A 24,837-nucleotide genomic window follows, 5' to 3' on the forward strand; every position below is an offset into this window, starting at 1 on the left:
CGAACTGACATACGGTCAGTTCGCAGGGGGGTACGACATGATCAAAGTCAACGAGGTGACACGGGTGAACTTCTTGCTGGGGAGCAAGAAGGAGGGCATCCCCACCGGGCACGCATGCCTGCTCACCGAGGACGACGGAGCCATCACCGTGGCCATCCGGTACGGCCACGCGCATCCAGACCTCTGCCGGGACCTGAACGACTACCACACGCAGTTGCTTGGCGCCGAGGGCCGATGGGCGCAGACCTGGGATCCTGAGGGCGCGGACCGCGTCTACAAGGCGCCGGAGGGGCTCGGGCTGGCCCATGTCGCGTGGAGGATCGTTCCTGCACGGGAGCTTCCAGACGGCCTTACCTGCATGCCGCTGGAAGTGCAGGGACGGTTCGCGTGGGTGATCCGCTCGGGCCTCGCCACTCCCCGGCTGTGTGACGAGATGAACGAGTACCTCACGCGGATCACCGGGGATGGACTCTGGGTGCAGCGCTGGCGCGGCATGAATCTGCTGGACAACTGACCTACCCACCAACGGAGTTCTGCATCGCGGCCACGTCCAGCCGCCTACCGAACAGACTGGTGAGTACCCGCGTCCAGCGGGCCAGTTCAGGTCCAGGAGGGCAATCGTGAAGGGTTCGACATACCGCCGCTGCTACTGCCGCGGCGAGGACGGCAGATCGCTGGGCAAGGACTGCCCACAACTGTCCAGCCGCAGACACGGGGTGTACGCCGTGCGCCAGGAGCTGCCCGCGCAGGCGGACGGCGTACGGCGCAGCTTCAACCGGTCCGGGTACGAGTCAGCGACGAAGGCCCAGAGCGACCTGGACAAGGTCCGGGCCCTGCTTGATCTGCCGGAGAGCGACGACACCGAGGCGCTGATTCGAATAGGCGACCTGTTGGAGGCTGTCAGTAAGGACAAGAAGGCTCCACTGCCCGACCTTGCGGAGACGCGGCGCCGACTGGTGCGCGGGCAGAAGCTGACGGCCTCGATGACCGTGGCCGATCTGCTGGACGAGTGGCTGGGCGTGAAGCGGAAGGCTCGCCGTAAGACCACTGTCAACGGATACGGGTCGCATGTCGAATACCACCTCCGGCCGGGTCTCGGACACCGCCGGCTCGACCGTCTGACCGTGGGACAAACTCAGGAGTTCTTCGACGCGATCGATGATGCGAACGAGACGATCGCCGCGGAGAATGCTGCACGGCGCGATCAGGTGGAGCGGTGCCGCTGGGCGAAAGGCGGCCGGCCGCCGACGGCCGAGCGCGCGCGCCTGGCGGTGGAGAAGGAACGCCTGGCGGAGATGCCCCCGTTCCGGCGCATTACGGGGCCAGCGACGAAGCAAGCTATCCGGCGCACCCTGCGGACGGCCCTCAACTTTGCGATCGGCCGGGAGTACATCACGTTCAACCCAGCCAAGTTCGTGGAGCTGGAGACGGCGAAGCGGCCGAAAGGGCAGCTCTGGACGGCGCCCCGGGTGGCGCGCTGGCAAGAGACGGGCGAGAAGCCGTCGTCCGTAATGGTGTGGACTCCGGAGCAGCTGGGTGCCTTCCTTGACGCGGCGGAGAACGACCGGCTGTACGCCTTCTTCCATCTGATCGCCCACCACGGCCTGCGTCGCGGCGAGGGCGTCGGGCAGGAGTGGGCGGACGTCAGTTACGAGTCACGCACCATCCGTGTGGCGAAGGAGATCGTCGTTGACGGCTGGACGCCGATCGAGACGGCCCCGAAGACGGAGGACTCGGCGGCCACAGTACGCATCGACACGGGCACAGTGGAGGCCCTGACGGCGCACCGTGTCCGGCAGCAGGCGGAGCGGGCGGCGCGGATAGAGGCGCGCCTTCCGTGGGTGGACACGGGGAAGATATTCACCAAGGAAGACGGCTCTTGGCTCCATCCGGACGACGTCAGCAAAGCCTTCGTGCGGATCATGACGGACGCCGGTCTGCCGCCGATCAATCTGCGTGATCTGCGACACGGAGCGGCAGCCCTCGTGAAGGCCGGCGGCGGGGATATGAACGACGCCAAGGTGAAGTTGAGGCACTCCACCTACGTGCTGACGGTCGACACGTATATGGAGCTGTTCGAGGAGTACGAGGAGGAGCTGACGGAGCGGGCGGCGGCGGCCGTCCCGCGTGCCCGAAAGCCCGTTTCCGGGACGCCCGCTCACGCATCGCTCACGCACGAGACCCAGAAATGAGAGCCGCCCCATGCCAGATATCTCTGACCTGGGGCTTAAGCGTAGGCCGTGTGGGACTCGAACCCACAACCAACGGATTAAAAGTCCGCTGCTCTGCCAATTGAGCTAACGGCCCTCGGCACAACACACACGAGCATAGCCCGCCGTCGGCCCTGCGCCGATCGGGTATCCGCTCGTGGGTATGTCGCGCGTCGGTGTGGGTGTCTGCGCGGTTCGCGGGGGTGGGGTCGGCAGGGTGGCCGGAGGGGGTTCTCGTGGGGCGGGGCGGGCGGGGTGTCCGTTCCCTCGGATCCTCGGGTCCCCGGACGCGGGCAGGGCCCGTGTCCCACCTCGGGGGTGGGACACGGGCCCTGGTGACGCGTCAGCCGGACCGCTGTCGCGGACGGTCAGCCGTTGCGCTTCCAGCGCGGCTTGTCGTCGCGGCGGCCGAAGGAGCCGGTGCCGGTGCCCGTCGTGCCGCCGCGGTGGTCGTCGCGGCGGGTGGACGGACGGTCGTGGCCGCCGGGGCGGAAGCCGCTCGACGGGCGGTCGTCGCGGCGGTCGCGGTTGAACGGGCGGTCGCTGCCCCGGTGGTCACGGCGCTCGAAGGAACGGCCGCCGCGGTCGTCACGGCGCTCGCCACCACGGTCGTCACGGCGGTCACGGTTGAACCCGCCCCGCTCGCCACCACGGTCGTCGCGGCGCTGGAAACCGCCACGGTCGTCACGGCGCTCACGGTTGAACCCGCCGCGCTCGCCACCCCGCTCGCCACCGCGGTCGTCACGGCGCTGGAAGCCACCACGATCACCACCACGGTCACCACCGCGGTCGTCGCGGCGCTGGAAACCGCCACGGTCGTCACGGCGCTCACCGCCGCGGTCGTCACGCGGGGTGTAGCCCCGCGCGCCGCCCCGGCCACTGCGCTCGCCGCGGTCGTCGCGGCGCCCGAAGTTGCCACGGTCGTCGCGGCTGTCCCTGCGCTCCTCGCGCTGCGCCGGTACGGCGGCAGCGGCGGCCGCTGCCGCCTCCTCCACCGCGCGCTCGGCCTCGGCGGCCACCTCGGCCACCGCCGCCTCCGGGTCGTCGCCCCGCTCGCGCGCCGCACGGGCGACCAGGCGCTCGGCCTCCTCGCGCAGTTCGGCGGCGCGGCGCTGGACGCGCTCCAGCTGCTTGGCCAGTTCGGCGGCCTCGCGCTCGGCCTGCTTGGCCGCGTTGTTCGCCGAGTCGGCCTGGACCTCGGTGAGCGAACGGGCGCCGGTGATCTCGGCGACCTCCGGGTCGAACGCGCCGGCTCCGCCGACCATGTGGCGCGAGGCGTCCACGCCCGCGTCCTCCATCAGCCGGAAGATCTGGCGGCGCTGGTGCGGCAGCGCCAGCGAGACGACGACCCCGGACTTGCCGGCCCGCGCCGTACGGCCCGAGCGGTGCAGATAGTCCTTGTGGTCACCGGCCGGGTCCACGTTCAGCACCAGGTCGATGCCGTCCACGTGGATACCGCGCGCGGCGACGTCGGTGGCGACCAGCGCGTTGACGTAACCGTCCTTGAAGTCGGCCAGCGTCCGCGTCCGCGCGCCCTGCGTCATACCGCCGTGCAGCGCGTCGGCCTTCACACCCGAGTCGCGCAGCTGCTCGGCGATACGGTCGGCGCCCAGCTGCGTCCGTACGAAGATGATCGTGCGGCCCTTGCGGGCGGCGATCGCGGCGGTGACCGGGGCCTTGTCCTTCGGCTTCACGACGAGCACGTGGTGCGTCATGGTCGTGACATTGCCCTGGGCGCTGTCGACCTCGTGGCTGACCGGGTTGGTCAGATAGCGCTTGACCAGCGTGCTGATCTCGTTCTCCATGGTGGCGGAGAAGAGCATGCGCTGACCGCCCGCGGGCACCAGGTCGAGCAGCTCGGTGACCTCGGGCATGAAGCCCAGGTCCGACATCTGGTCGGCCTCGTCGAGGATCGCGATCTGGATCTGCTCCAGCGAGCAGGCGCCGCGGTTGATGATGTCGCGCAGCCGGCCAGGCGTGGCGACGAGGATGTCGACGCCGCGCTCCAGCGCGTAGATCTGGTTGCCCATCGACGTACCGCCGCAGACGACCTTCATCTTCAGGCCGAGCACGTCGCCGTACGGCTGGAGGGCGTCCGCGACCTGCATCGCCAGCTCACGGGTCGGGGTGAGGATGACGCCGCGGGGCTTCTTCTTCTCGGTGTGGCCGCCGGCGAGCGTGGCCAGCAGCGGCAGACCGAAGGAGAGCGTCTTGCCGGAGCCGGTACGGCCACGGCCCAGGATGTCCTTGCCGGCCAGGGCGTCCGGGATGGTCGCGGCCTGGATCGGGAAGGGGGCGGTGACGCCGTTCTGGGTGAGCTTGCGGACGATGCCGTCCGGGAGGCCGAGGTCGCCGAAGGTGAGTCCGGGGGTCTCGTCGGCCTTGCCGGCCTCGTCGGCACCTGACTCCTCGTCAAGCACCGAGGCCTCGGTGGACTCGGGCGACTCGATGGCCGTCTCGGGGGCCACGACGGCCTCCGCGCCCTCAACGGTCTCAGGGGCCTCGGCGGCCTCGGCGGTCACGTCGGTGACCGTCTCGGGGAACTCGTTCTCGGGCATGACGGCGTGGTCAGTACTGGAAATGGACATGCGAAATGCGAAACCTTCCGGAGTCTCGGCACGCGCCCAAACTCCGTGATTCGCAAATCGACCGCCTCAATGCGGTCAGCCACGGCAAGGGAGAGTACGCGCCACGCGGCGCTCTTCTGTGTCGGCGCCGGGCAATGATCAAACGATCTACTACCATACGCACCCTCCCCCCTCTTAGGCAAACCACCGGGCAGACCGATACGCGGCCCGGTGCGCGGACCGGGCCGCGGACGGTGCGCGGACCGGTGCGGGGACGGTGCGCGAACCGCCTCCGCCGTCACCCCCGTCACACCGGCCCGAGCTGCGGCGAAGCCGCCGGTTCCTTCCGCATCCCCATCCCGTCGGCGGCCGACATCGCGCCCGTACGGACGTCCGCCGCCGGTGACGCGGACGGCTGCTCCGGCGGCCTCGTCGGCTCCGGCTCGGGCTGTGGTTCCGGATCCTGCGGCCCCGGCGGCGGGGAGGCGGGCGGCGCGGGGCGCGTGGGCTCCTTGGGCGGCTCGGGGCCGTCGCCCGGCGGGGCCGGCTTCCCCGGCTGCGGACGCGTGCCCTTCGACGGCTCGGGCGAGGGCGTGACATCGGAACTGGCGCTCGGCGACGCTCCGTTGTCGCCGCCGCCGGCCCTGTCGCCCGTGCTCTTGCCGTCGCCCTTCTCGTCCCCGCCCTCCTTCCCGCGCCCGTCCGCGCCGGAACTCTCGGCGCCGCCTTCCGTATGGCCCTGCCAGGCATAGGGCTCACCGGCTCCGGCGCCCTCGCCCGTGACGCCGTCGGGCTCGGCCGCGGTGTCCTGGTCCTCCGCCGACCGCGAGGGCGCCGGCTTTCCTTCGTCCTCACCGACGCTCATGCAGCCTGTGGAGGCCGCGACCGCCAGTGACGTGACGATCCAGACGGCGAAACGGCCTGGGGCGGACAACTGGCGCACGAGTGGCACCTCCGGGGGGCACGGAACGGGTCTCCCCGCCGACGGCGAGGTGAGGGTTTCCCTGCTCAACTCCCTTTTCCCCGCCGGGGACACGCCCGGGACGCATCCCGCACTCACGCATGCGGAAGGCGAGGGTCGTTCGGCCGGGCTCTGCTGGACAATGGCCATGTGCTGGAGATGACACGCGAGACCTTCGAAGAGCTGGTGAGCCAGGCCCTTGATCAGATCCCACCGGAGCTGACCAAGGTCATGGACAACGTCGCCGTCTTCGTCGAGGACGAACCCGACGCGTCCGACCCCGAGCTGCTCGGGCTCTACGAAGGGACTCCGCTCACGGACCGCGGCGAGTGGTACGCCGGGGTGCTGCCCGACCGGATCTCCATCTACATGGGGCCGACCCTGCGCTACTGCGAGACCCCCGAGGACGTGGTGCACGAGGTCTCCGTGACCGTCGTCCATGAGATCGCCCACCACTTCGGCATCGCGGACGACCGGCTGCACGAGCTGGGCTGGGGGTAACCCCGCCGGGCCGGGGTAACAGCCGGGGGTGACAAGCAGGGCCGGGGGTGAAGGGCCGGGGGTGAAGGGCCGGGGCTAAGCGGAATCCCCCGCCCACCACACCTCCGCCAGCCACGCGCACCCCGCCCACCACGCGCACCCCGCGCACCGCGCCCGACGCCGGACTACTCCTGATGGCCGTGGCCAGGCATGGTCCGCCCCCATCGTGGGCATACGCGACCAATGGCCCGTGATGTACCACGCTTCCCGTTCCGTACTTCGCTCACCCGCATCCAGGGCCATCTCAGTTCCCGCCGCGACGCCCCCACCAGCGCCCTGATCCACTCCCCGCACCCCTACAGCCGCGCTGTCGGGCTGCTCTCCGTCGTCCTGCTGGGCGCCTGGCTCGGGCTGCTGATCGTCGGCAGCGTACGGACCCCGGTCGGGCCGATGGACACCAAGATGACGCTCCGCCCGTCCCTGACCGGCGGCACCAAGATCAACGTCTCGCCGCTGGGCGCGCTGGAGCTGAGCACGCACACCGCCCCCATCCGCCTCGACGTCGATGTGGACCAGCTCGACCCCGTACGGTCCCAGGCGCTCGTCGAGCACCCCGAGCGGCTCTCCGGCCTCCAGGGCGAGGTCAGCCACGACGTCATGGACGGCACCACGGAGCTGGCCGTACGGTCCGTCGTCGCCGTCGTCTCCGGAGCCACCGCGCTCGGGCTCGCCGTCTACCGCCGCCCGCGCCGCGCCCTCGCCGCCGGCGGGCTCGCGCTCGCGCTGCTGGCCGCCTCGGGCGTCGGCGCGTACGCCACCTGGAACCCCAAGTCGGTGCTGGAGCCGCGGTTCTCCGGACTGCTCTCCTCCGCCCCGCAGGTGGTCGGCAGCGCGCGCTCGATCGTGAACGATTTCGATGTCTACCAGAAGGAGTTGGCGCGGCTGGTCACCAACGTGACCAAGCTGTACGACGCCGCCTCCACGCTCCCCACCTTCCAGCCGGACCCGGCGACCCTCCGGGTGCTGCACGTCTCGGACATCCATCTCAACCCGGCGGCCTGGCACATCATCGGCTCCCTCGTGGAGCAGTACGGGATCGGCGTGATCATCGACTCCGGCGACACCATGGACCACGGCGCCTCCGCCGAGAACACCTTCCTCGACCCCATCGCCGACCTGGACGTCCCGTACGTCTGGGTGCGCGGCAACCACGACTCGCGGGGCACCCAGGAGTATCTGCGGCGCATGAAGAACGTCCGGGTGCTGGACGACGGCCGTGCCGTCACCGTGGGCGGGGTACGGGTGGCGGGCAGCGGCGACCCGCAGTTCACCCCCGACCGCTCGGTGGAGGCCCAGGGCGACCCGGCGGAACGCATGACGGGCATTCGGCTCGCCTCGGCCCTCCGCGACCAGCGGCGGGCCGGCACCCCCGTGGACATCGCCGTCGCCCACAACCCGGTGGCCGCGCGCGAGACCGACGGCCTCGTACCGCTGGCCCTCTCCGGCCATATCCACCACCGCGAGACCGAGGTGCTGCCGCACGGCACCCGGCTGAAGATCGAGGGCTCCACGGGCGGCGGCGGGCTGCGCGCCGTACAGAACGAGAGCCCCGAGAAGGTGCAGATGTCGGTGCTCTATCTGGACCGGACCACCAAGCGGCTCCAGGCCTGGGACGAGATCACCCTCGGCGGGCTGGGTCTGACGACCGCCGAGGTCAGCCGCCATCTTCCACAGGAGGTGGGCACACCGGGGGCCGACGCCTCACCGGGCCCGGACCCGTCGGGCACCGGCGGCACGGGTCCCTCGTCGGGCACCGGCTCCCCGTCGGCCCCGCCGGGCTCCCCGTCGCGTACGCCCGGCTCCCCCTCCCGTACGCCGGACGTCCCGCTGCCCGCTCCCTAAACCGTTTTGGCGATAGCTCTGCCCATCCCATATGCTTCTCACGTCCCCGACGCGCTGCAAAGCGCCCAGGCGGGCCCTTAGCCCTCATCGTCTAGTGGCCCAGGACGCCGCCCTTTCAAGGCGGTAGCACGGGTTCGAATCCCGTTGGGGGCACGCAACACTGTGTGCGAGACTAGTGCTCGCACATTGCTTGGTCCTGTGGAGCAGTTTGGAGTGCTCGCCACCCTGTCAAGGTGGAGGCCGCGGGTTCAAATCCCGTCAGGACCGCTGCAGCCGTCGAGGTTGCGTGGCTGGGTAGCTCAGTTGGTACGAGCGATCGCCTGAAAAGCGATAGGTCGCCGGTTCGATCCCGGCCCCAGCCACTTCGGCCCGTGAGGGCGAAACCCCCCACCGAGTTTCTCGGCGGGGGGTTTTCTCATGCCCCGGTCTCGGTACGGACCGGGGCGGTCGGCCCGGTCGGCCCGGTGGGCTTGTCGCGCTCGGCCCGCTCGGCCGACCTGTGGTGCTCGGTCGGCCCGGTTCGCTCGGTCCGCTCCTCACGGCCCTCGCGCTCGTCACCGCGCCCCTCGGGTCCGCGGAGCCAGCGCACCAATGTGATCACCACCACCAGCACCACCCCACCCAGCAGCGCCCAGTCCGGGATCGCCGCCCCGACCCCGCGCGCCCACTCTTCGGTCGCGAAGGAGTCGTCGACCGAGAGCAGCCCCGGCAGCGCCGTCGTCCCGTCGAAGACGAGGAAGACCGCGCCCAGGACGAGGAAGAACAGCCCCGAGAGCAGCGAGGTCGTGTGCAGTTCGAGGCGGCCGAGCCGGAAGGCCCGGCCGCGCAGCCACCGCCGCCCGCCGAGATCGAACCGTTCCCAGAGCAGGGCGAGCAGGAAGAGCGGTACGGCCATGCCCAGCGCGTACACCGCGAGCAGCAGCCCGCCGTAGACGGGACTGCCGCTCAGCGCGGCCACGGTCAGCACGCTGCCGAGGATCGGGCCCGCGCAGAAGCCCGCGAGCCCGTAGACCATGCCGAGGGCGTACACGGACAGCGCGGTCGTCGGCCGGATCCGGCCCGACAGCGCGGCCATACGGCGCGAGGCGAAGCCCATGCCGAGGATCTGGGCGGCCCCGAGCGCGATGATCAGCCAGCCGCCGACGGCGACGAGCAGATCGCGGTGCCCGTAGAACAGCCGGCCGGCGAAGGAACCGGCGGCGCCCAGCGGGACGAGCGTGGTCGCCAGGCCGAGATAGAAGATGCCGGTACGGGCCAGGAGCCGGCCGGCCGAGTCGATGGAGTACGCGAAGAACGCGGGCAGGAGCAGGGCGCCGCACGGGCTGAGCAGCGCGAGGAGCCCGCCGAGCAGCGCGACCGGATACCCGATGTCGGTCACTGGTCCCCGTCCCCCGTTCCGGCCTCGGGGGCAGACTTGGTGCCGGGCTCGGGGCCGGCCCCGGGGGCGGACTCGGAAGCCGAGTCGGGGCCGGGCTTCGGGGCAGACCCGGGGCCGGACTCGGGGCCGGGCCTCGGGCCGGAACCTGGGGCGGGCTTCGCCGCGGCCTTCGCCGACTCGATGGCCTGCGTGAAGGCCTCCACCGGCTGCGCGCCCGCGATGGGGCGGCCGTTGATGAGGAAGGACGGCGTGGAGGTGGCGCCGAGGCCGTACGCCTCCTCCTGGTCCTTCCGTACGGCCGCCGCGGCGGCGTCTCCGGCACGGTCGCGCCGGAACCGGTCCAGGTCCTTCACCCCGGCCTCCCGGGCGAGCGCGTCGAGCCGCGCGGCGCCGAAGCCCTTCTCCTTCGCTCCCTCGGCGTACGCGGCCGAGTGGAACTCCCAGAAGCGGCCCTGCTGTCCGGCGGCCCAGCCGGCGCGGGCGGCGGCCTCCGACTCCTCGCCGAAGATCGGGTAGTTGCGCCATTCGATGCGCAGGGTGCCGTTCTTGACGTACTTCTCGACGAGTCCGGGCTCGGTGTCGCGGGCGAACTTGCCGCAGTAGCCGCACTTGAAGTCGGCGTACTCGACCATGACGACCGGCGCGTCCGCCCGGCCGACGGCGAGCGGGTCCGCCGCGTCGCGGCGGGCGAGCTTCGCCAGCTCGGGATAGACCCCGGCCTGCGGCTCCGCGGAGACGTCGGTGACCGGGCTGTCCCCGGTCGTGACGCGGGTGGAGGTGTCGGGCTTGGTGGCGGTGTACGAGACGACGCCGAGCAGGGCGGCGGCGGCCACGACTCCGGCGCCGATGGCGACGGCGCGGCGGGAGGACATGCGGGAGGGCTGTGCGGACATGGGGGTTCGACTCTCCGTAGCGATCCATGAAAAAAGGGGATGAAAGGGGCGGACGGAGCCGGGCCCTATACGCGCAGTACGGAGAGATCGACCGGAGACGGCGCGGCGACCGGCGGCGGCCCGCGATCGGGAGTCACGGCGAGGACGGCCTGAGCGACGCCCCACGCGCCGGCGGCGTCGCGGGCGTCGTGGAGCGCGGGCAGCAGTTCATGGACGGAGCTGCCGCGCGACGGGGTGAGGGGCGGGATGCCCGTATCGTCCCGGTCGCCGCGCCCGCACCCCGGGGTCTGGCCGCCCTGACCGCCGCCGACCGCGCCGGCCTGGGCCCCGACGGTCCCGGCGGGCTCGACGGTCCCGACACCCTCGACGGCCACCGCGGCCCCAGCCGTCCCGGGGGCTCCCACCGTCTCGACGGCCACGGCGGTCGACGGAAGACAGAACAGCAGCGCGACCAGCACTCCCAGCAGCGCCCCGCCCACACCCACACCCACGAAGCGGCGGCGCCTGCTTCCGGTGCGCGTGCGGGGCATCGGCTGAGCCTCTCCGAGGGACGGCGATACGGGGACAGAGGGCGGGGCAGGGGACGCGGGGTACGTGCCTCGCATCGTAAGGGGTGCTCCTCCCGATCGGGCAATACGGCCCCCGACCCGCCGAGCCACCCCGGCCGCCGCGACCACCGTGCCGGGGCCACCGCGCCGGGCCGCGCGGGCGCCGCGCCGGGGCCGCCGCTGAAATGGGTTCGCCACTCCCGAGCGGCGGGTGAGATCCTGGGCCAGGTATGTCTACTTCCTTCGCCGACCTCCAGACCCTGCTCGCCGACGTCTCCCTGCGCGACGCGCAGCGGCTCGGCCGCCGTCTCGAAGGCGCACGGCGCATCCGCAAGCCCGAAGCGCGGCAGGCCGTGCTGGACGAGATCGCAGGCGAGGCCGGAAAGGCCGCCGAGCGCACCGAGCTGCGCAGGGCGCGGATGCCCGCCGTCTCGTACCCCGAGCAGCTGCCCGTCAGCCAGAAGAAGGATCTGATCCTGGAGGCGATACGCGACCACCAGGTCGTGATCGTCGCCGGTGAGACCGGGTCGGGCAAGACGACGCAGATCCCCAAGATCTGTCTGGAGCTGGGCCGCGGGGTCCGCGGCATGATCGGGCACACCCAGCCGCGCAGGATCGCCGCCCGTACCGTCGCCGAGCGCGTCGCGGAGGAGCTGGACACCCCGCTGGGCGAGGCCGTCGGCTGGAAGGTCAGGTTCACCGATCAGGTCGACCGGGACGCGACGTTCGTCAAGCTGATGACCGACGGCATCCTGCTCGCCGAGATCCAGACGGACCGCGAGCTGCTCGCCTACGACACGATCATCATCGACGAGGCCCACGAGCGAAGCCTCAACATCGACTTCCTGCTGGGCTATCTGGCCCAGCTGCTCCCCAGACGCCCGGACCTGAAGGTCGTCGTCACGTCCGCGACGATCGACCCGGAGCGCTTCGCCCGCCACTTCGGCCGCTTCGCCTCCGTCGGCGTCGGCAGCGACAGCGGCGAAAGTGGCCGAAGTGGCGAAGGCGGCGAGGGCGAAGCACGGCGCAGCGCCCCCATCGTGGAGGTCTCGGGGCGTACGTACCCGGTCGAGGTCCGCTACCGCCCCCTGCTGGAGGAGGACGGCGAGGAGGGCGACCGCGACCAGATCACCGCGATCTGCGAAGCCGTGGACGAGCTCCAGTCCGAGGGCCCCGGCGACATCCTGGTCTTCCTCTCCGGCGAGCGGGAGATCCGCGACACCGCCGACGCCCTGGAGAAGCGCGGGCTCCGGGGCACCGAGGTCCTCCCCCTCTACGCGCGGCTCTCGCACGCCGAGCAGCACCGCGTGTTCCAGCGCCACAGCGGACGCAGGATCGTTCTGGCGACGAATGTCGCCGAGACCTCGCTGACCGTCCCGGGCATCAAGTACGTCATCGATCCGGGCACCGCCCGTATCTCCCGCTACAGCCACCGCACCAAGGTCCAGCGGCTGCCGATCGAGCGGATCTCCCAGGCCAGCGCCAACCAGCGCAAGGGCCGCTGCGGCCGTACGTCGGACGGGATCTGCGTACGGCTCTACTCCGAGGACGACTTCGAGTCGCGCCCGGAGTTCACCGACGCCGAGATCCTCCGTACGAATCTGGCGTCCGTCATCCTCCAGATGACCGCGGCCGGCCTGGGCGACATCGAGAAGTTCCCCTTCATCGATCCGCCGGACCACCGCAATATCCGCGACGGCGTGCAGCTGCTCCAGGAGCTGGGCGCGTTCGACCCGTCGCAGGCCGCGCAGAAGGATCCGGGGAAGCGGCTCACCCCGCTCGGCCGCAAGCTCTCGCAGCTTCCCGTGGACCCCCGGCTGGCCCGGATGGTCATCGAGGCCGACCGCAACGGCTGTGTGCGCGAGGTGATGGTGATCGCCGCCGCGCTCTCCATCCAGGACCCGCGCGAGCGGCCCGCCGACAAGCAGGCCCAGGCGGACCAGCAGCACGCCCGGTTCAAGGACGAGACCTCCGACTTCCTGGCCTTCATCAATCTCTGGCGCTACATCAGGGAGCAGCAGAAGACGCTGTCCTCCTCGGCCTTCCGCCGGATGTGCAAGTCGGAATATCTGAACTTCCTGCGGATCCGCGAGTGGCAGGACATCTACTCGCAGCTGCGTACGGTCGCCAAGCAGATGGGCATCCACCTCAACGAGGAGGACGCGGCGGACCAGTCCGTCCATGTCTCGCTGCTCGCCGGGCTGCTGTCGCACATCGGGATGAAGGATGTGAAGGACGGCGCCAAGAACGAGTATCTCGGCGCCCGCAGCGCGAAGTTCGCGGTGTTCCCCGGTTCGGCGCTCTTCAAGAAGCCGCCGCGTTTCCTCATGTCCGCCGAGCTGGTGGAGACCTCCCGGCTCTGGGCGCGTGTCAACGCGAAGATCGAGCCCGAGTGGATCGAGCCCCTGGCCGGCCATCTCCTCAAGCGGACCTACAGCGAGCCGCACTGGGAGAAGGACATGGCGGCCGTGATGGCGTACGAGAAGGTGACGCTGTACGGCGTACCGATCGTCGCCCAGCGCAAGGTGAATTTCGGCCGGATCGACCCGGAAGCGTCCCGGGAGCTGTTCATCCGCCACGCGCTGGTCGAGGGCGACTGGCGCACGCACCACCAGTTCTTCCATGACAATCGCAAACTCCTGGGCGAGGTCGAGGAGTTGGAGCACCGCGCCCGGCGCCGCGACATCCTCGTGGACGACGAGACGCTCTACGACTTCTACGACCAGCGGGTGCCGGACGAGGTGGTCTCCGGCGCGCACTTCGATTCCTGGTGGAAGAAGAGACGCAAGGAGGAGCCGGAGCTGCTCGACTTCGAGCGCTCGATGCTCATCAACGAGAAGGCCGGCTCCGTCACCAAGGACGACTATCCGGACTCCTGGCGCCAGGGCCCTCTCAAGTTCCGTGTGACGTACCAGTTCGAGCCGGGTACGGACGCGGACGGCGTGACCGTCCACGTCCCGCTCCAAGTGCTCAACCAGGTCACCGCCGAGGGCTTCGACTGGCAGATCCCGGGCCTGCGCGAGGACGTGGTCATGGAGCTGATCCGCTCGCTGCCCAAGCCGGTCCGCCGCCACTACGTGCCCGCGCCGAACTACGCCAAGGCGTTCCTGGAGCGTGCCGTGCCCCTTCAGGAGCCGCTGCCGGTGACGCTGGCCCGCGAGCTCCAGCGGATGGTCGGGGTGCCGGTCACGGCCGACGACTTCGATCCGGCCCGGATGCCCGACCATCTCAGGATCACGTTCCGCATCGTCGACGAACGCCGCCGCAAGATCGCCGAGGACAAGGATCTGGAGGCGCTCAGGCTCCAGCTGCGTCCCAAGGCCCGTCAGGCGCTCTCCAAGGCCGCCGCGGCCACCGCCGAGCGCGCGGGCGGCGAGGCGATCGAACGTACGGGGCTGACGGACTGGACGGTCGGCACGCTCTCCCGGGTCTTCGAGACCCGGCGGGCCGGCCAGCCCGTCAAGGCGTACCCGGCGCTGGTCGACCAGGGCGCGACCGTGGCCGTACGGCTCTTCGACACCGAGGCCGAGCAGCGCCAGGCGATGTGGGCCGGGACACGCCGGCTGATCCTGCTGAACATCCCGGTGAACCCCGCGAAGTTCGCCTCGGACAAGCTCACCAACCAGCAGAAGCTGGCGCTCTCCCGCAATCCGCACGGCTCCATCCAGGCGCTGTTCGACGACTGCGCCATGGCCGCCGCCGACAAGCTGATCGCGGACCACGGGGGTCCGGCGTGGGACGAGGAATCGTTCCGGAAGCTGTACGACAGGGTGCGCGCCGATCTCGTCGACGCGACCGTACGGACCATCGGGCAGGTCCAGCAGATCCTGGCCGCCTGGCAGGCCTGTGAGCGCCGTCTGAAGGCCACGGGCAGTCTGACGCTGGTCAGCAACGTCCAGGACGTCAGGGACCAGCTGGCGGCCCTCGTACCGGCCGGGTTCGTCACCCGCACCGGGCTGCGCCGGCTGCCCGACCTGATGCGCTATCTCGTCGCGGCGGACCGCAGGCTCCAGCAGATGCCCACGAGCGTCCAGCGCGACACCACGCGCATGGAGAAGGTCCACGAGATGCAGGACGAGTACGCCTGGCTGCTCGAACAGCTGCCGCGGGGACGGCCGGTGCCGCAGCAGGTGCTGGACATCCGCTGGATGATCGAGGAGCTGCGGGTGAGCTACTTCGCGCACGCCCTGGGCACCGCGCAGCCCGTCTCGGACAAGCGCATCATCAAGGCGATCGACGCGGCGGCGCCGTAACGCGTTCATGTCGGAGGGTGCGCGGGGAGTGAGTTCGACCGGACCCTCCGAGCTGCTGTAGAGTCTCGTTTCGCAGCCGCCGCTACGGGGCAGCGAAACCTGGTCCTGTGGAGCAGTTTGGAGTGCTCGCCACCCTGTCAAGGTGGAGGCCGCGGGTTCAAATCCCGTCAGGACCGCAGTAGAGGAAGAGCCCGCGTCCCCTCGGACGCGGGCTCTTCCGTTGTTCCCCGTCGCCCCCCGTCACAGGTGACCCCATTGCATACGGCAAGCGCCGTCGACGCGGTGGTCACGTGGCAGTAATGGCGTACCCAAATCAGCCGGGCCCGGGCCGCAGCTCCTTGACGGCGCCAACGGCCGGGGGTACCTAAGCAGAAGGGCCCCACGCTCATCGCATCCACGGGCCCGCACCGGGGGTGGTGTGCGTGACCGCATCGAAGACGAAGCATGAGACTCGCGCGCTGCTGCGCGCCCATCTGGCGGCCGCGTCCGGCCACCCGCATCGCACCGGGTACTGCCCGATCTGTCATCGCCTCCAGCGGCTCGCCATGGAGCCGTCGGTGGACGACGACCTGTTCCTCGAAGACTGCTTCCTGGACGGGGAGTTAGCGGAGGGTCAAGCCACCTCCGCCCCGTGACCCGCCGACTGGCCGCGATCCGTCCCGTAGCGCGCCCGCTGTTGGCAAGACCTTCGCAGTGTGACGCTAGTCACCGAATGAGTTTCTGGAATGACGGCGCTTACACCCCACCTACAACGCACCAATTTAATATGTGCAATTGCACCCTCTCCCGACCCACTCCCACGGCATCTCCGAGAGCCCTCGCACGGTGCCCCAACAGGGCAGGGACGCCACCTCCCCGGCGCACAAAAAAGATCGCGCTGGACCCGGCGGAGTCCAGCGCGATCGACGACTTACCCGTGTTGCGAGGGCATGGGACCTGTTGGGGCAGGCGCCCGTCGTGTGGAGCTATGGGTCGGGACGACCGAGTTTGGGGGACCCGGCTGTGCCCTGCTTGTAGTTGAGCCCTAATGAGCCTTACTGGGGTGTTCAGGCCTCGCTGCGCTGCTGCGGAATACCCGCAAGCAGTGCGCGGACCTCTGCCTCGCGATACCGGCGATGCCCACCGAGCGTGCGGATGGACGTGAGCTTGCCGGCTTTTGCCCAGCGCGTGACCGTCTTCGGGTCCACGCGGAACATCGTGGCAACCTCAGCCGGGGTCAGCAGCGGCTCGGCATCAGGGGTGCGAGCGGTCATGAGCGGCCTCCTCGGGAGAACCGAACCATCTCGGTTCTTTCCTCTAAATTCTGCACCTTGACCCGCGTTGCCCGAAATGGCGGACGCGGGCCGAGTCGGTTATAGGACGAACGGCTTGTCCTCGGCACTACAACTACACCATCCGTCCAGCCACGTCGGCCAAACCGATGGAATTGCCCTCTGAGGTGCCCATCAGTGGCGGAAGCCGATGGACCATGCCATAGCGGACAGTCACGTCACAGATACGATCAGTCACAGAGCGATCAGGAGTCAACAGATCCCCCGCATAGAGTGCAATGCTGAGCGTTCCGCCCACACTTGGACGGAAGGAACCCTCCCCGGACTCCTTGTCCTATTTTGACACGAGGGTGGGTGATGGGCGCAAGAGCCCCGTTAGTGCGGTCCGTCACGCTTGAGACAAAGGCCCGGATCGGGACCTCTGCCCTAGGTCCGGTTCACCGCCCGTAAGGAGCCGGGCACTGCCCGTTTCGGCGCCCGTTTCCGCGCCCGTTCCGGTTCCCGTCCCGGGCGCCCGCCGACCGCGGCTCTCCACCCGACACTCTCCGCCCCGTGTGAGTCGGTGAGTGAGACAGAGTATGAACTCAGTTCGCGAACTGCCGGTCCCGGACCGCCCGCCACCGCTCCATGAGCCGCCCGTACGCCTCGCCGGCCCCCTCGTCGTCCCCGTCCCGCAGCGCCGTGATCGCCGCCGCCACATCGGCCGCCGAATGGTCCTCGGCGAGCTGAGCGCAGGACAGTACGTGGACCAGGCCGCCGTAGTCCAGTTCGACCAGTGAGCGCGGATGGAACTCCTCCAGCCAGCGCCCCACGTCCACCAGGCCGTCGATCAGCGGACCGTCGTCCACGGCGTCCCGCAGGGTCTTCAGCGAGCGGGCCAGCCGGCGCCGGGCCTGCACCATCGGGGTCCGGTAGCGCAGCACCCGCGCCTTGGCCCCGCCCTCCCCGGCCCCCTCGGTCCCGTCGGCCGCACCTGGCTCAAAAGTGCGCTCGTCGTCGGAGAAAAGCGTGAACCAGCGCACCGGCACCTGCCAGACCGCCGTCCGGATCCACGGCCGCGCGTCCGGATTGCGGTCGCGCCAGCGCTCGTAGTCCTTCGCCGCCTGCCCGCGCACCACCGGCGGCAGCACCGCGTCCAGCAGCGGTACGGGCAGCAGCTCCCCCAGCTCCTCCAGGGCCAGCCAGCCGCGCAGCCGGGTCCGCCACGGACAGACGCACACCACGCCGTCCACCTCCGCGACGAAGGCGTCCGCGCTCTCGTGCACGGGCACCGGCACCGGCGGGGTGGGCAGCAAGTCGGCCAGGGAGCGCCGTAGTTCGTCCTGTGCGGTCGGCGTGCCGTCCCGGGCGGCGTAACGCCGCCAATGGCCGCGTTCGGGCTCCGCGAAGGCTGCCAGCGGCTCGTAGACCCGCAGGTAGGACGCGTAAGGGACGAGAACTGAAGACACCGCCGGCATGCGGCGCATCGTCCCATGCCCGTACCCCACAAGGGGGTGATCCTCAGCACTGCGGCTGATCTGCGCCCCCACAGGAATTACGCTCTTGCTTGCTCGACCGCCTCACCCGCACAACCGCTCCATCAGGTCCTCCCCCAACCCATGGGAGGGGCCTTCCCACCGCCGTTTCTTACTTGGGAGTCACCACAGTGACCGATGTGACCGGCGCTCCTGTCGACGCACTGCACACCCTGTTCCGCTCGGAGCAGGGAGGCCACGAGCAAGTCGTGCTGTGCCAGGACCGTGCCAGCGGCCTCAAGGCCGTGATCGCCATTCATTCGACCGCCCTGGGCCCCGCCCTGGGCGGTACTCGTTTCCACGCCTACGCGTCCGAGGAAGAGGCCGTCGCCGACGCGCTGAACCTCTCGCGGGGCATGTCGTACAAGAACGCCATGGCCGGGCTCGGCCACGGCGGCGGCAAGGCCGTGATCATCGGGGACTCCGCGCAGTTCGAGGGCGCCCGGCGCACCGAACTGCTGCTCGCCTACGGCCGGGCCGTGGCCTCGCTCGGCGGCCGGTACGTCACCGCCTGCGATGTCGGCACGTACGTCGCGGACATGGACGTCGTGGCGCGGGAGTGCCGGTGGACCACGGGACGGTCCCCGGAGAACGGCGGCGCGGGCGACTCGTCGGTCCTGACGGCCTTCGGGGTCTTCCAGGGCATGCGGGCGAGCGCGCGGCACCAGTGGGGCGACCCGTCGCTGCGTGGCCGTACGGTCGGGGTCGCGGGCGTCGGCAAGGTCGGCCGGCTGCTGGTGGAGCATCTGCTCCAGGACGGCGCGCAGGTCGTCATCACCGACGTACGGGAAGCGTCGGTCACGCACGTCACCGACCGATATCCGCAGGTCGCCGTCGTCTCCGACAACGACGCGCTGATCCGTACCCCGGGCATGGACATCTACGCCCCGTGCGCGCTCGGCGGCGCGCTGAACGACGAGTCGGTGCCCGTCCTCACCGCGGCCGTGGTGTGCGGAGCGGCCAACAACCAGCTCGCCCACCCCGGCGTCGAGAAGGACCTCGCGGACCGCGGGATCCTCTACGCGCCGGACTATGTGGTGAACGCCGGCGGGGTGATCCAGGTCGCCGATGAACTGAACGGGTTCGACTTCGAGCGCTGCCACGCGAAGGCCGCGAAGATCTTCGACACCACGCTGGCGATATTCGCACGTGCGAAGGATGACGGTATTCCGCCGGCCGCGGCGGCGGACAGGATCGCCGAGCACAAGATGGCGGAAGCCCGCCACGGCTGACCGTGCGCGAGGCCGGCGTTTATGCCCGGTGGACCGTGCGGGGGACCGTTCGGGAGACCAGACTCACGCCGGTCGGCGGGTCGCCCCTCAAGAAGAGGTTAAAATCGCAGCTGACCAGCGAGGACGGGGCATCTCGTTGGTCCTGCGCCGGGGCGCGTCATGCGGGCGGCGTACCGTATGGCCGCGGAAGCAGGTACCGTTGAAGCCCTACGGACGGGTCTCTCCGCGGAGAGCTCGTTCTGATTCATGAACGCGTGTCAAGACTCTGGGGCCGTCGAGCCCCGTCACCGAGGGGGTCGAGCCATGGGGCGCGGCCGGGCCAAGGCCAAGCAGACGAAGGTCGCCCGCCAGCTGAAGTACAACAGCGGCGGGACTGACCTGTCGCGTCTGGCCAACGAGCTGGGCGCATCGCCTTCAAGTCAACCACCGAACGCGGAGCCGTTCGAGGATGACGACGAGGAAGATGACCCGTACGCGAAGTACGCGGATCGGTACAACGACGACGAGGACGAGGACGACGAGTCCGGACCCTCGACGCAGCGCCGCGGCGCTTGACGTCCGTATACGTCGCTATACCCCGAGCAGTAGCTCATTGCCCGGTCCTGGGCGGTAGTCCGGGACCGGGTTCTGTGCTGTCCGCTTTCCCCGTGTCCGCCCTGCTCGCCCTGTCCGTGGGGCCTCCGGCGGTGCCGGGGCGGCCCCTGGACGGGCCGGGTCTCCCCCGCGCTCAGCCCGCGTAGTCGCCGGTCAGCGTGGCGCCCGTGGCGTGGCCGGCCCGCTCGGTGATCTCTCCGGCGATCCAGGCGTCCACTCCCCGGTCGGCGAGCGTGGTGAGCGCGGCGTCGGCCGACTCCCGCGGGACGACCGCCATCATGCCCACGCCCATGTTCAGCGTCTTCTCCAGCTCCAGGCGCTCCACCCGGCCCGCCGTGCCGACGACGTCGAAGACCGCGCCGGGCGTCCAGGTCGAGCGGTCCACCGTGGCGTGCAGTCCGTCCGGGATCACCCGGGCCAGATTGGCCGCCAGACCGCCGCCGGTGATGTGGCTGAACGCGTGCACCTCGGTGGTCCTGGCGAGGGCCAGGCAGTCCAGCGAGTAGATCTTGGTGGGTTCGAGCAGTTCCTCGCCCAGGGTGCGGCCGAACTCCTCGACCTCGCGGTCCAGCGACCAGCCCGCCCGGTCGAAGACCACGTGCCGGACCAGCGAGTACCCGTTGGAGTGAAGACCGGAGGACGCCATGGCGATCACCGCGTCACCCGTACGGATACGATCCGCGCCGAGCAGCCGGTCCGCCTCGACCACGCCCGTACCCGCGCCGGCGACGTCGAAGTCGTCCTCGCCGAGCAGTCCGGGATGCTCGGCGGTCTCGCCGCCGACCAGGGCACAGCCGGCCAGTACACAGCCTTCGGCGATGCCCTTGACGATGGCGGCGACCCGCTCGGGGTGGACCTTGCCGACGCAGATGTAGTCGGTCATGAAGAGGGGCTCGGCGCCGCAGACCACCAGGTCGTCGACGACCATGCCGACCAGATCGTGACCGATCGTGTCGTACACGCCCATTTTACGGGCGAGGTCGACCTTCGTACCGACGCCGTCGGTGGCGGAGGCGAGCAGCGGGCGCTCGTAGCGCTTGAGGGCGGAGGCGTCGAAGAGGCCGGCGAAGCCGCCGAGGCCGCCGAGGACCTCGGGGCGCCGGGTCTTCTTCACCCACTCCTTCATCAGCTCGACCGCGCGGTCACCGGCTTCGATGTCGACGCCCGCGGCGGCATAGCTGGCACCAGTAGTCGTTTCGGACATGGCTGGGTACTTTCCTGTCGTCTTGCGGTCGTCGGAGGGACGCACGGTCACGGGCGGGGAGGACGCGGGCGGCTACGGGCGGCGGAGCGCGTCCGTGGCGGCGGTATTGGCAGGTCCCGCCGCCAGCTCGGTCTCCAGCAGCTGCTTGCCGAGCAGCTCGGGGTCGGGAAGATCCATCGGGTACTCGCCGTCGAAGCAGGCACGGCAGAGATTCGGCTTGGCGATGGTCGTCGCCTCGATCATCCCGTCGAGCGAGATGTACGCGAGGGAGTCGGCTCCCATGGAGACGCCGATCTCCTCCACCGTCATGCCGTTGGCGATCAGCTCGGCGCGGGTGGCGAAATCTATCCCGAAGAAGCACGGCCACTTCACCGGCGGCGACGAGATCCGGATGTGGACCTCGGCGGCGCCCGCCTCACGGAGCATCTTGACCAGGGCCCGCTGGGTGTTGCCGCGGACGATCGAGTCGTCGACGACGACCAGGCGCTTGCCCCGGATGACTTCCTTCAGCGGGTTCAGCTTGAGGCGGATGCCCAGCTGGCGGATGGTCTGGGACGGCTGGATGAAGGTCCGGCCGACATAGGCGTTCTTGACGAGACCCGAGCCGTACGGGATGCCGCTGGCCTCCGCGTAGCCGATCGCGGCCGGCGTGCCGGACTCCGGCGTCGCTATGACCAGATCCGCCTCGACCGGAGCTTCCTTGGCGAGTTTCCGCCCCATTTCGACCCGGGACAGATAGACGTTCCGCCCGGCGATGTCCGTATCGGGACGGGCCAGATAGACATACTCGAAGACACAGCCCTTGGGCTTCGCTTCCGCGAATCGCTGCGAACGGAGACCGTTCTCGTCGATGGCGATCAGCTCGCCGGGCTCGATCTCCCGGACGTACGAGGCGCCGCAGATGTCAAGAGCGGCGCCCTCGGAGGCGACGACCCAGCCACGTTCGAGCCGGCCGAGGACCAGCGGGCGGATGCCCTGGGGGTCACGGGCGGCGTAGAGCGTGTGCTCGTCCATGAAGACGAACGAGAAGGCGCCCTTGACCTCGGGCAGCACCTTGGCGGCGGCTTCCTCGACCGTGAGGGGCTTGCCGTCCTCGTCGACCTGGCTGGCGAGCAGCGCCGTGACCAGGTCGGTGTCGTTGGTGGCGGCGACGCGCGTCGTCCGGCCGTTCTCCTTGGGCAGATCGGCGACCATCTCGGCGAGCTGGGCGGTATTGACCAGATTGCCGTTGTGGCCGAGCGCGATCGAGCCATGGCCCGTGGCCCGGAAGGTCGGCTGCGCGTTCTCCCACACCGAGGCCCCGGTGGTGGAGTAGCGGGCATGACCCACGGCGATATGGCCGAGGAGTGAGCTGAGGGAGGTTTCGTCGAAGACCTGTGAGACGAGGCCCATGTCCTTGAAAACCAGGATCTGGGACCCATTGCTCACTGCGATGCCCGCGGACTCCTGTCCACGGTGCTGCAGGGCATACAGTCCGAAATAGGTGAGCTTGGCGACCTCTTCGCCCGGGGCCCAGACTCCGAAGACGCCGCAAGCGTCCTGGGGGCCTTTCTCTCCGGGGAGCAGGTCGTGGTTGAGTCGTCCATCACCACGAGGCACGCCACCGAGTGTAGGCGAGATCGACCACTGGTCCGAATTGGGGATACGGACCGGCCCCCCACCGGTCCTCCGGCTACTTCCCCTGAGCGGGCGCGGTGGCGCTCAGTGCCTGGCCGTCGGCGGACGTGAGGCTCAGCCCGCGGTGACGCAGCTCATAGGACACCTTGCCCTCCAGTACCTTCTGTACCTGGCGTTCCAGGGTCATTTCGGGCCCCGGGCAGAGCTTGCGGGTGGAGCTGACCCGGCCGATGGTGACGGTGGCCGCGGAGTCGGACGCGGACCCGGACAGCTGGGCGGGCGCGCTGAAGGTGTTGCAGCCGAGGCTGCCCTCCATGGCCAGGCCCTTGCCGTCCTTACGGAACGTGAAGTGCGCCTTGCCGTCCGTCCCCTTGGGCAGGGAGGTCGCGGTGGCGCCCTGGGCCAGCGCGTCGACGGTCCACTCGGTGCCCACGAGGGGGGCGGGGGGCTCGGAGGTCAGGGCGATCGCGTCGCCGTCGGCGGTGGTGAGCGTGAGCCGTTTGTCCTGGACGGTGGCCTTGAGCTTGCCGGAGAAAGCGCCGTCGAGCGCCTTCTCGAAGGTCTCCAGCTCCTTCGGACACCCGATCAGCGTGGTCTCCTTCTTGCCCACGGTGACGGTGTCACCCTCGACGGTGACCTCCGCGCCGATGGAGTTGCAGCCCGTCTTCGCGCTGGCCCGTCCCTGGGAGTCGATCTGCACGCTGGCGCCGGCGGGGGCGGCGGTCCTCTTGCCGCCGACCGTCACGCTGGCGACGTTCCAGCGCACATCGGTGAGGGCGGTCTCGGTCCGTACCTCGCCGCCGGAGCCCGCGCCGGCGCCCGATCCCGAGCCCTTGCCGGACTCCGTACCGCAGGCGGCCAGTGTGAGCAGAGCGACGGTAGTGACGGCTGTGACAGTAGTGACTGTGGTGATCCGCTGCTTCGGCATACCCGTGGGACGGACCGGGCGGGGCTCCGGTTCCGCGGTTCTTCCGATGTCGCTCGTGCGGCGGGGTCGCGTCACCCCATGAGCGGGAGCAGCCCGGCCAGATCCGCGCGTTCGCCGCCGGCACTGACCCGGGCCGCGTCCAGCGCCTCGCGCCAGGTCGTCCGTCCGGTGGCGAGCCTGACCCAGGTCAGCGGATCGGTCTCCACGACGTTCGGGGGCGTTCCGCGCGTGTGCCGGGGACCCTCCACGCACTGCACCACCGCGTACGGCGGGATCCGTACCTCGGTCGAGGCCCCGGGCGCCTTCACGGCGAGGGCGTCGGCGAGCAGCCGCGTACAGGCGGCGAGCGCCTGTCGCTCGTACGGGACGCTCAGCCCGGCCGCCCGGTTCAGGTCATCGGTGTGGACGATCAGCTCGACGGTCCGGGTGACCAGATAGTCCCCGAGGCGTATGGCCCCGATCCTGGTCGCGAGCAGCCGGTCGTCGGGGGCGCCCGGCAGCAGCGCGGCGATCCGGGTACCGGCCCGCTCGAACAGCTCGTCGGGGGTGGCGGACGCGGCGAGCGCGCGGATGTCCTCGGAGATGGCCGGGGCGTGGGCGGCGGTCGTGAACGGCCACTCGGGCAGGACGACCACGGGGCCGGGCGGCGGGCCGGGGTATTCGGGCTGTTCGAGATAGCGGTTGACGGACTCGACGGCCATGCTGAGATGCGCGGCCAGCTCGCGGACGGTCCAGTCGCCGAGCGCGGTGGGCAGCGCGAGCTGCTCGGGGGTGAGCCGGGCGACTGCCTCGCGCACGGCCCCGAACTGGGTCAGGACGGCGGTCCGGATCTTGGCGGAGTCGTAGCTGCGCAGACGCTTCTTGGCCGGTGGCATGGCGCGAGCATATGCGCGGCCCCCGGCCGGCCGCCGGGGGCCGTACGTCACCCCGGCCATGACTGGCGCGAAGTGAACGCACCGGTTTCGGCCGCGCACCATTCGCCAGGACCTCCGGAATGGTGGAGAACTCGCCGCCCCGGAGAATCCCGTGCCTTTCCGCGCGAGAAGCGCGCGAAAAGCGGCCCGCCGCACCACCGCGCTCCACCGAAGACCGGGCGCCGGCGCCGAGACCGGAGTCATCCCTGCTCAGAGGGTGCGGGGAGGGCGTGGGGGGCGTCCGAACGAAGAAGGAATCCTGCCCTGGAACGCGGTTTTCCTGGAGAAAACCCTCCCCTTTCAGGGGTTTTCACCGGTGCGGAGAGCATATGACTCCGGATATGCGGCCAGGTCCGGGGGAATTCCGCGGA

19 protein-coding genes and 5 tRNA genes are annotated in these 24,837 nt (G+C 70.2%); 12 read left to right on the forward strand and 12 right to left on the reverse strand.

Annotated features, from left to right (window positions below):
* The first annotated feature begins 37 nt into the window (after window positions 1-37).
* Entirely contained in the window at window positions 38-514 is a 477-nt protein-coding gene (locus ACZ7LS_RS22760) for a hypothetical protein (RefSeq protein ID WP_385137376.1), read from the forward strand.
* Between the two features lie 106 nt (window positions 515-620).
* Window positions 621-2,192, forward strand: a complete 1,572-nt coding sequence (locus ACZ7LS_RS22765) for a site-specific integrase (protein WP_469450028.1) — start codon at window positions 621-623, stop codon at window positions 2,190-2,192.
* Between the two features lie 42 nt (window positions 2,193-2,234).
* Here ACZ7LS_RS22765 and ACZ7LS_RS22770 read toward each other — a convergent pair.
* The 3 genes from ACZ7LS_RS22770 to ACZ7LS_RS22780 form a co-directional block, all read right to left on the reverse strand.
* A tRNA-Lys gene (locus tag ACZ7LS_RS22770) sits at window positions 2,235-2,307 on the reverse strand.
* Between the two features lie 271 nt (window positions 2,308-2,578).
* Window positions 2,579-4,798, reverse strand: coding sequence for a DEAD/DEAH box helicase (locus ACZ7LS_RS22775; protein WP_385130599.1), 2,220 nt, complete (start codon window positions 4,796-4,798; stop codon window positions 2,579-2,581).
* Window positions 4,799-5,084: 286 nt separating this feature from the next.
* A complete protein-coding gene (locus ACZ7LS_RS22780; protein ID WP_385130602.1) occupies window positions 5,085-5,720 on the reverse strand; it encodes a hypothetical protein in 636 nt (211 codons plus the stop codon).
* A gap of 168 nt (window positions 5,721-5,888) precedes the next feature.
* On the opposite strand from ACZ7LS_RS22780, the gene ACZ7LS_RS22785 reads away from it, so the two are divergent.
* The 5 genes from ACZ7LS_RS22785 (at window position 5,889) to ACZ7LS_RS22805 (ending at window position 8,482) form a co-directional block, all read left to right on the forward strand.
* Window positions 5,889-6,239 (forward strand): metallopeptidase family protein, encoded by a 351-nt coding sequence (locus ACZ7LS_RS22785; protein WP_030350046.1) that lies wholly within the window; start codon window positions 5,889-5,891, stop codon window positions 6,237-6,239.
* A 222-nt stretch (window positions 6,240-6,461) separates the two neighbouring features.
* The gene (locus ACZ7LS_RS22790; protein ID WP_382527133.1) at window positions 6,462-8,120 is read left to right on the forward strand and encodes a metallophosphoesterase family protein; all 1,659 of its coding nucleotides are present in this window, start codon (window positions 6,462-6,464) and stop codon (window positions 8,118-8,120) included.
* Between the two features lie 80 nt (window positions 8,121-8,200).
* Window positions 8,201-8,273, forward strand: a tRNA-Glu gene (locus ACZ7LS_RS22795).
* A 39-nt stretch (window positions 8,274-8,312) separates the two neighbouring features.
* Window positions 8,313-8,387: transfer RNA gene (locus ACZ7LS_RS22800), tRNA-Asp, on the forward strand.
* A gap of 21 nt (window positions 8,388-8,408) precedes the next feature.
* Window positions 8,409-8,482 (forward strand) — tRNA-Phe (locus tag ACZ7LS_RS22805).
* Window positions 8,483-8,535: 53 nt separating this feature from the next.
* On the opposite strand, the gene ACZ7LS_RS22810 is transcribed toward ACZ7LS_RS22805, so the two are convergent.
* From ACZ7LS_RS22810 to ACZ7LS_RS22820, 3 genes are all read right to left on the reverse strand, one after another.
* Entirely contained in the window at window positions 8,536-9,498 is a 963-nt protein-coding gene (locus ACZ7LS_RS22810; protein WP_385130606.1) for a cytochrome c biogenesis CcdA family protein, read from the reverse strand.
* On the reverse strand, window positions 9,495-10,391 hold the full coding sequence (locus tag ACZ7LS_RS22815; protein WP_382669655.1) for a thioredoxin domain-containing protein: 897 nt from the start codon (window positions 10,389-10,391) through the stop codon (window positions 9,495-9,497). Before ACZ7LS_RS22815 ends, ACZ7LS_RS22810 begins: the two co-directional genes overlap by 4 nt.
* A gap of 65 nt (window positions 10,392-10,456) precedes the next feature.
* Window positions 10,457-10,921 carry a hypothetical protein gene (locus ACZ7LS_RS22820; RefSeq protein WP_382527124.1) on the reverse strand — a complete coding sequence of 155 codons (465 nt, stop codon included), beginning with the start codon at window positions 10,919-10,921 and terminating at the stop codon, window positions 10,457-10,459.
* 248 nt (window positions 10,922-11,169) lie between these two features.
* Here ACZ7LS_RS22820 and hrpA point away from each other — a divergent pair, with 248 nt between their 5' ends.
* The 3 genes from hrpA to ACZ7LS_RS22835 all read left to right on the forward strand — a co-directional run bounded on the left by hrpA (window position 11,170) and on the right by ACZ7LS_RS22835 (window position 15,827).
* Window positions 11,170-15,192 (forward strand): ATP-dependent RNA helicase HrpA, encoded by a 4,023-nt coding sequence (gene hrpA / locus ACZ7LS_RS22825; protein ID WP_385130609.1) that lies wholly within the window; start codon window positions 11,170-11,172, stop codon window positions 15,190-15,192.
* A 101-nt stretch (window positions 15,193-15,293) separates the two neighbouring features.
* Window positions 15,294-15,368, forward strand: a tRNA-Asp gene (locus ACZ7LS_RS22830).
* Window positions 15,369-15,614: 246 nt separating this feature from the next.
* A complete protein-coding gene (locus tag ACZ7LS_RS22835; protein WP_382527118.1) occupies window positions 15,615-15,827 on the forward strand; it encodes a DUF6274 family protein in 213 nt (70 codons plus the stop codon).
* A 411-nt stretch (window positions 15,828-16,238) separates the two neighbouring features.
* Here the strand turns inward: ACZ7LS_RS22835 and bldC are convergent, their stop codons facing one another.
* Entirely contained in the window at window positions 16,239-16,445 is a 207-nt protein-coding gene (gene bldC / locus ACZ7LS_RS22840) for a developmental transcriptional regulator BldC (protein WP_003949541.1), read from the reverse strand.
* A gap of 602 nt (window positions 16,446-17,047) precedes the next feature.
* On the reverse strand, window positions 17,048-17,920 hold the full coding sequence (locus tag ACZ7LS_RS22845) for a DUF8083 family protein (RefSeq protein ID WP_382527115.1): 873 nt from the start codon (window positions 17,918-17,920) through the stop codon (window positions 17,048-17,050).
* A gap of 188 nt (window positions 17,921-18,108) precedes the next feature.
* On the opposite strand from ACZ7LS_RS22845, the gene ACZ7LS_RS22850 reads away from it, so the two are divergent.
* Window positions 18,109-19,209 carry a Leu/Phe/Val dehydrogenase gene (locus ACZ7LS_RS22850; RefSeq protein WP_385130613.1) on the forward strand — a complete coding sequence of 367 codons (1,101 nt, stop codon included), beginning with the start codon at window positions 18,109-18,111 and terminating at the stop codon, window positions 19,207-19,209.
* 303 nt (window positions 19,210-19,512) lie between these two features.
* Window positions 19,513-19,764 carry a DUF3073 domain-containing protein gene (locus ACZ7LS_RS22855; protein WP_129769940.1) on the forward strand — a complete coding sequence of 84 codons (252 nt, stop codon included), beginning with the start codon at window positions 19,513-19,515 and terminating at the stop codon, window positions 19,762-19,764.
* A 172-nt stretch (window positions 19,765-19,936) separates the two neighbouring features.
* Here ACZ7LS_RS22855 and purM read toward each other — a convergent pair whose 3' ends face one another.
* From purM to ACZ7LS_RS22875, 4 genes are all read right to left on the reverse strand, one after another.
* Entirely contained in the window at window positions 19,937-21,007 is a 1,071-nt protein-coding gene (gene purM, locus ACZ7LS_RS22860; protein WP_382669668.1) for a phosphoribosylformylglycinamidine cyclo-ligase, read from the reverse strand.
* Window positions 21,008-21,079: 72 nt separating this feature from the next.
* Window positions 21,080-22,606, reverse strand: a complete 1,527-nt coding sequence (purF, locus tag ACZ7LS_RS22865) for an amidophosphoribosyltransferase (protein WP_382527107.1) — start codon at window positions 22,604-22,606, stop codon at window positions 21,080-21,082.
* Between the two features lie 73 nt (window positions 22,607-22,679).
* Entirely contained in the window at window positions 22,680-23,552 is an 873-nt protein-coding gene (locus tag ACZ7LS_RS22870) for an META domain-containing protein (RefSeq protein ID WP_382527104.1), read from the reverse strand.
* Between the two features lie 71 nt (window positions 23,553-23,623).
* The gene (locus ACZ7LS_RS22875; protein ID WP_385130618.1) at window positions 23,624-24,427 is read right to left on the reverse strand and encodes a maleylpyruvate isomerase family mycothiol-dependent enzyme; all 804 of its coding nucleotides are present in this window, start codon (window positions 24,425-24,427) and stop codon (window positions 23,624-23,626) included.
* Between the last annotated feature and the right edge of the window lie 410 nt (window positions 24,428-24,837).

The sequence above is a fragment of the Streptomyces sp. NPDC039430 genome, assembly GCF_055639435.1.

Excerpts from the sequence above, each read along its gene's own strand:
- ACZ7LS_RS22760 (WP_385137376.1), top strand. The coding sequence starts at position 38 with ATGATCAAAGTCAACGAGGTGACACGGGTGAACTTCTTGCTGGGGAGC.
- ACZ7LS_RS22775 (WP_385130599.1), bottom strand. The coding sequence starts at position 4,798 with ATGTCCATTTCCAGTACTGACCACGCCGTCATGCCCGAGAACGAGTTC.
- ACZ7LS_RS22790 (WP_382527133.1), top strand. The coding sequence starts at position 6,462 with ATGGCCCGTGATGTACCACGCTTCCCGTTCCGTACTTCGCTCACCCGC.
- ACZ7LS_RS22815 (WP_382669655.1), bottom strand. The coding sequence starts at position 10,391 with ATGTCCGCACAGCCCTCCCGCATGTCCTCCCGCCGCGCCGTCGCCATC.
- ACZ7LS_RS22820 (WP_382527124.1), bottom strand. The coding sequence starts at position 10,921 with ATGCCCCGCACGCGCACCGGAAGCAGGCGCCGCCGCTTCGTGGGTGTG.
- hrpA (WP_385130609.1), top strand. The coding sequence starts at position 11,170 with ATGTCTACTTCCTTCGCCGACCTCCAGACCCTGCTCGCCGACGTCTCC.
- bldC (WP_003949541.1), bottom strand. The coding sequence starts at position 16,445 with ATGACCGCTCGCACCCCTGATGCCGAGCCGCTGCTGACCCCGGCTGAG.
- ACZ7LS_RS22845 (WP_382527115.1), bottom strand. The coding sequence starts at position 17,920 with ATGCCGGCGGTGTCTTCAGTTCTCGTCCCTTACGCGTCCTACCTGCGG.
- ACZ7LS_RS22855 (WP_129769940.1), top strand. The coding sequence starts at position 19,513 with ATGGGGCGCGGCCGGGCCAAGGCCAAGCAGACGAAGGTCGCCCGCCAG.
- purM (WP_382669668.1), bottom strand. The coding sequence starts at position 21,007 with ATGTCCGAAACGACTACTGGTGCCAGCTATGCCGCCGCGGGCGTCGAC.
- ACZ7LS_RS22870 (WP_382527104.1), bottom strand. The coding sequence starts at position 23,552 with ATGCCGAAGCAGCGGATCACCACAGTCACTACTGTCACAGCCGTCACT.
- ACZ7LS_RS22875 (WP_385130618.1), bottom strand. The coding sequence starts at position 24,427 with ATGCCACCGGCCAAGAAGCGTCTGCGCAGCTACGACTCCGCCAAGATC.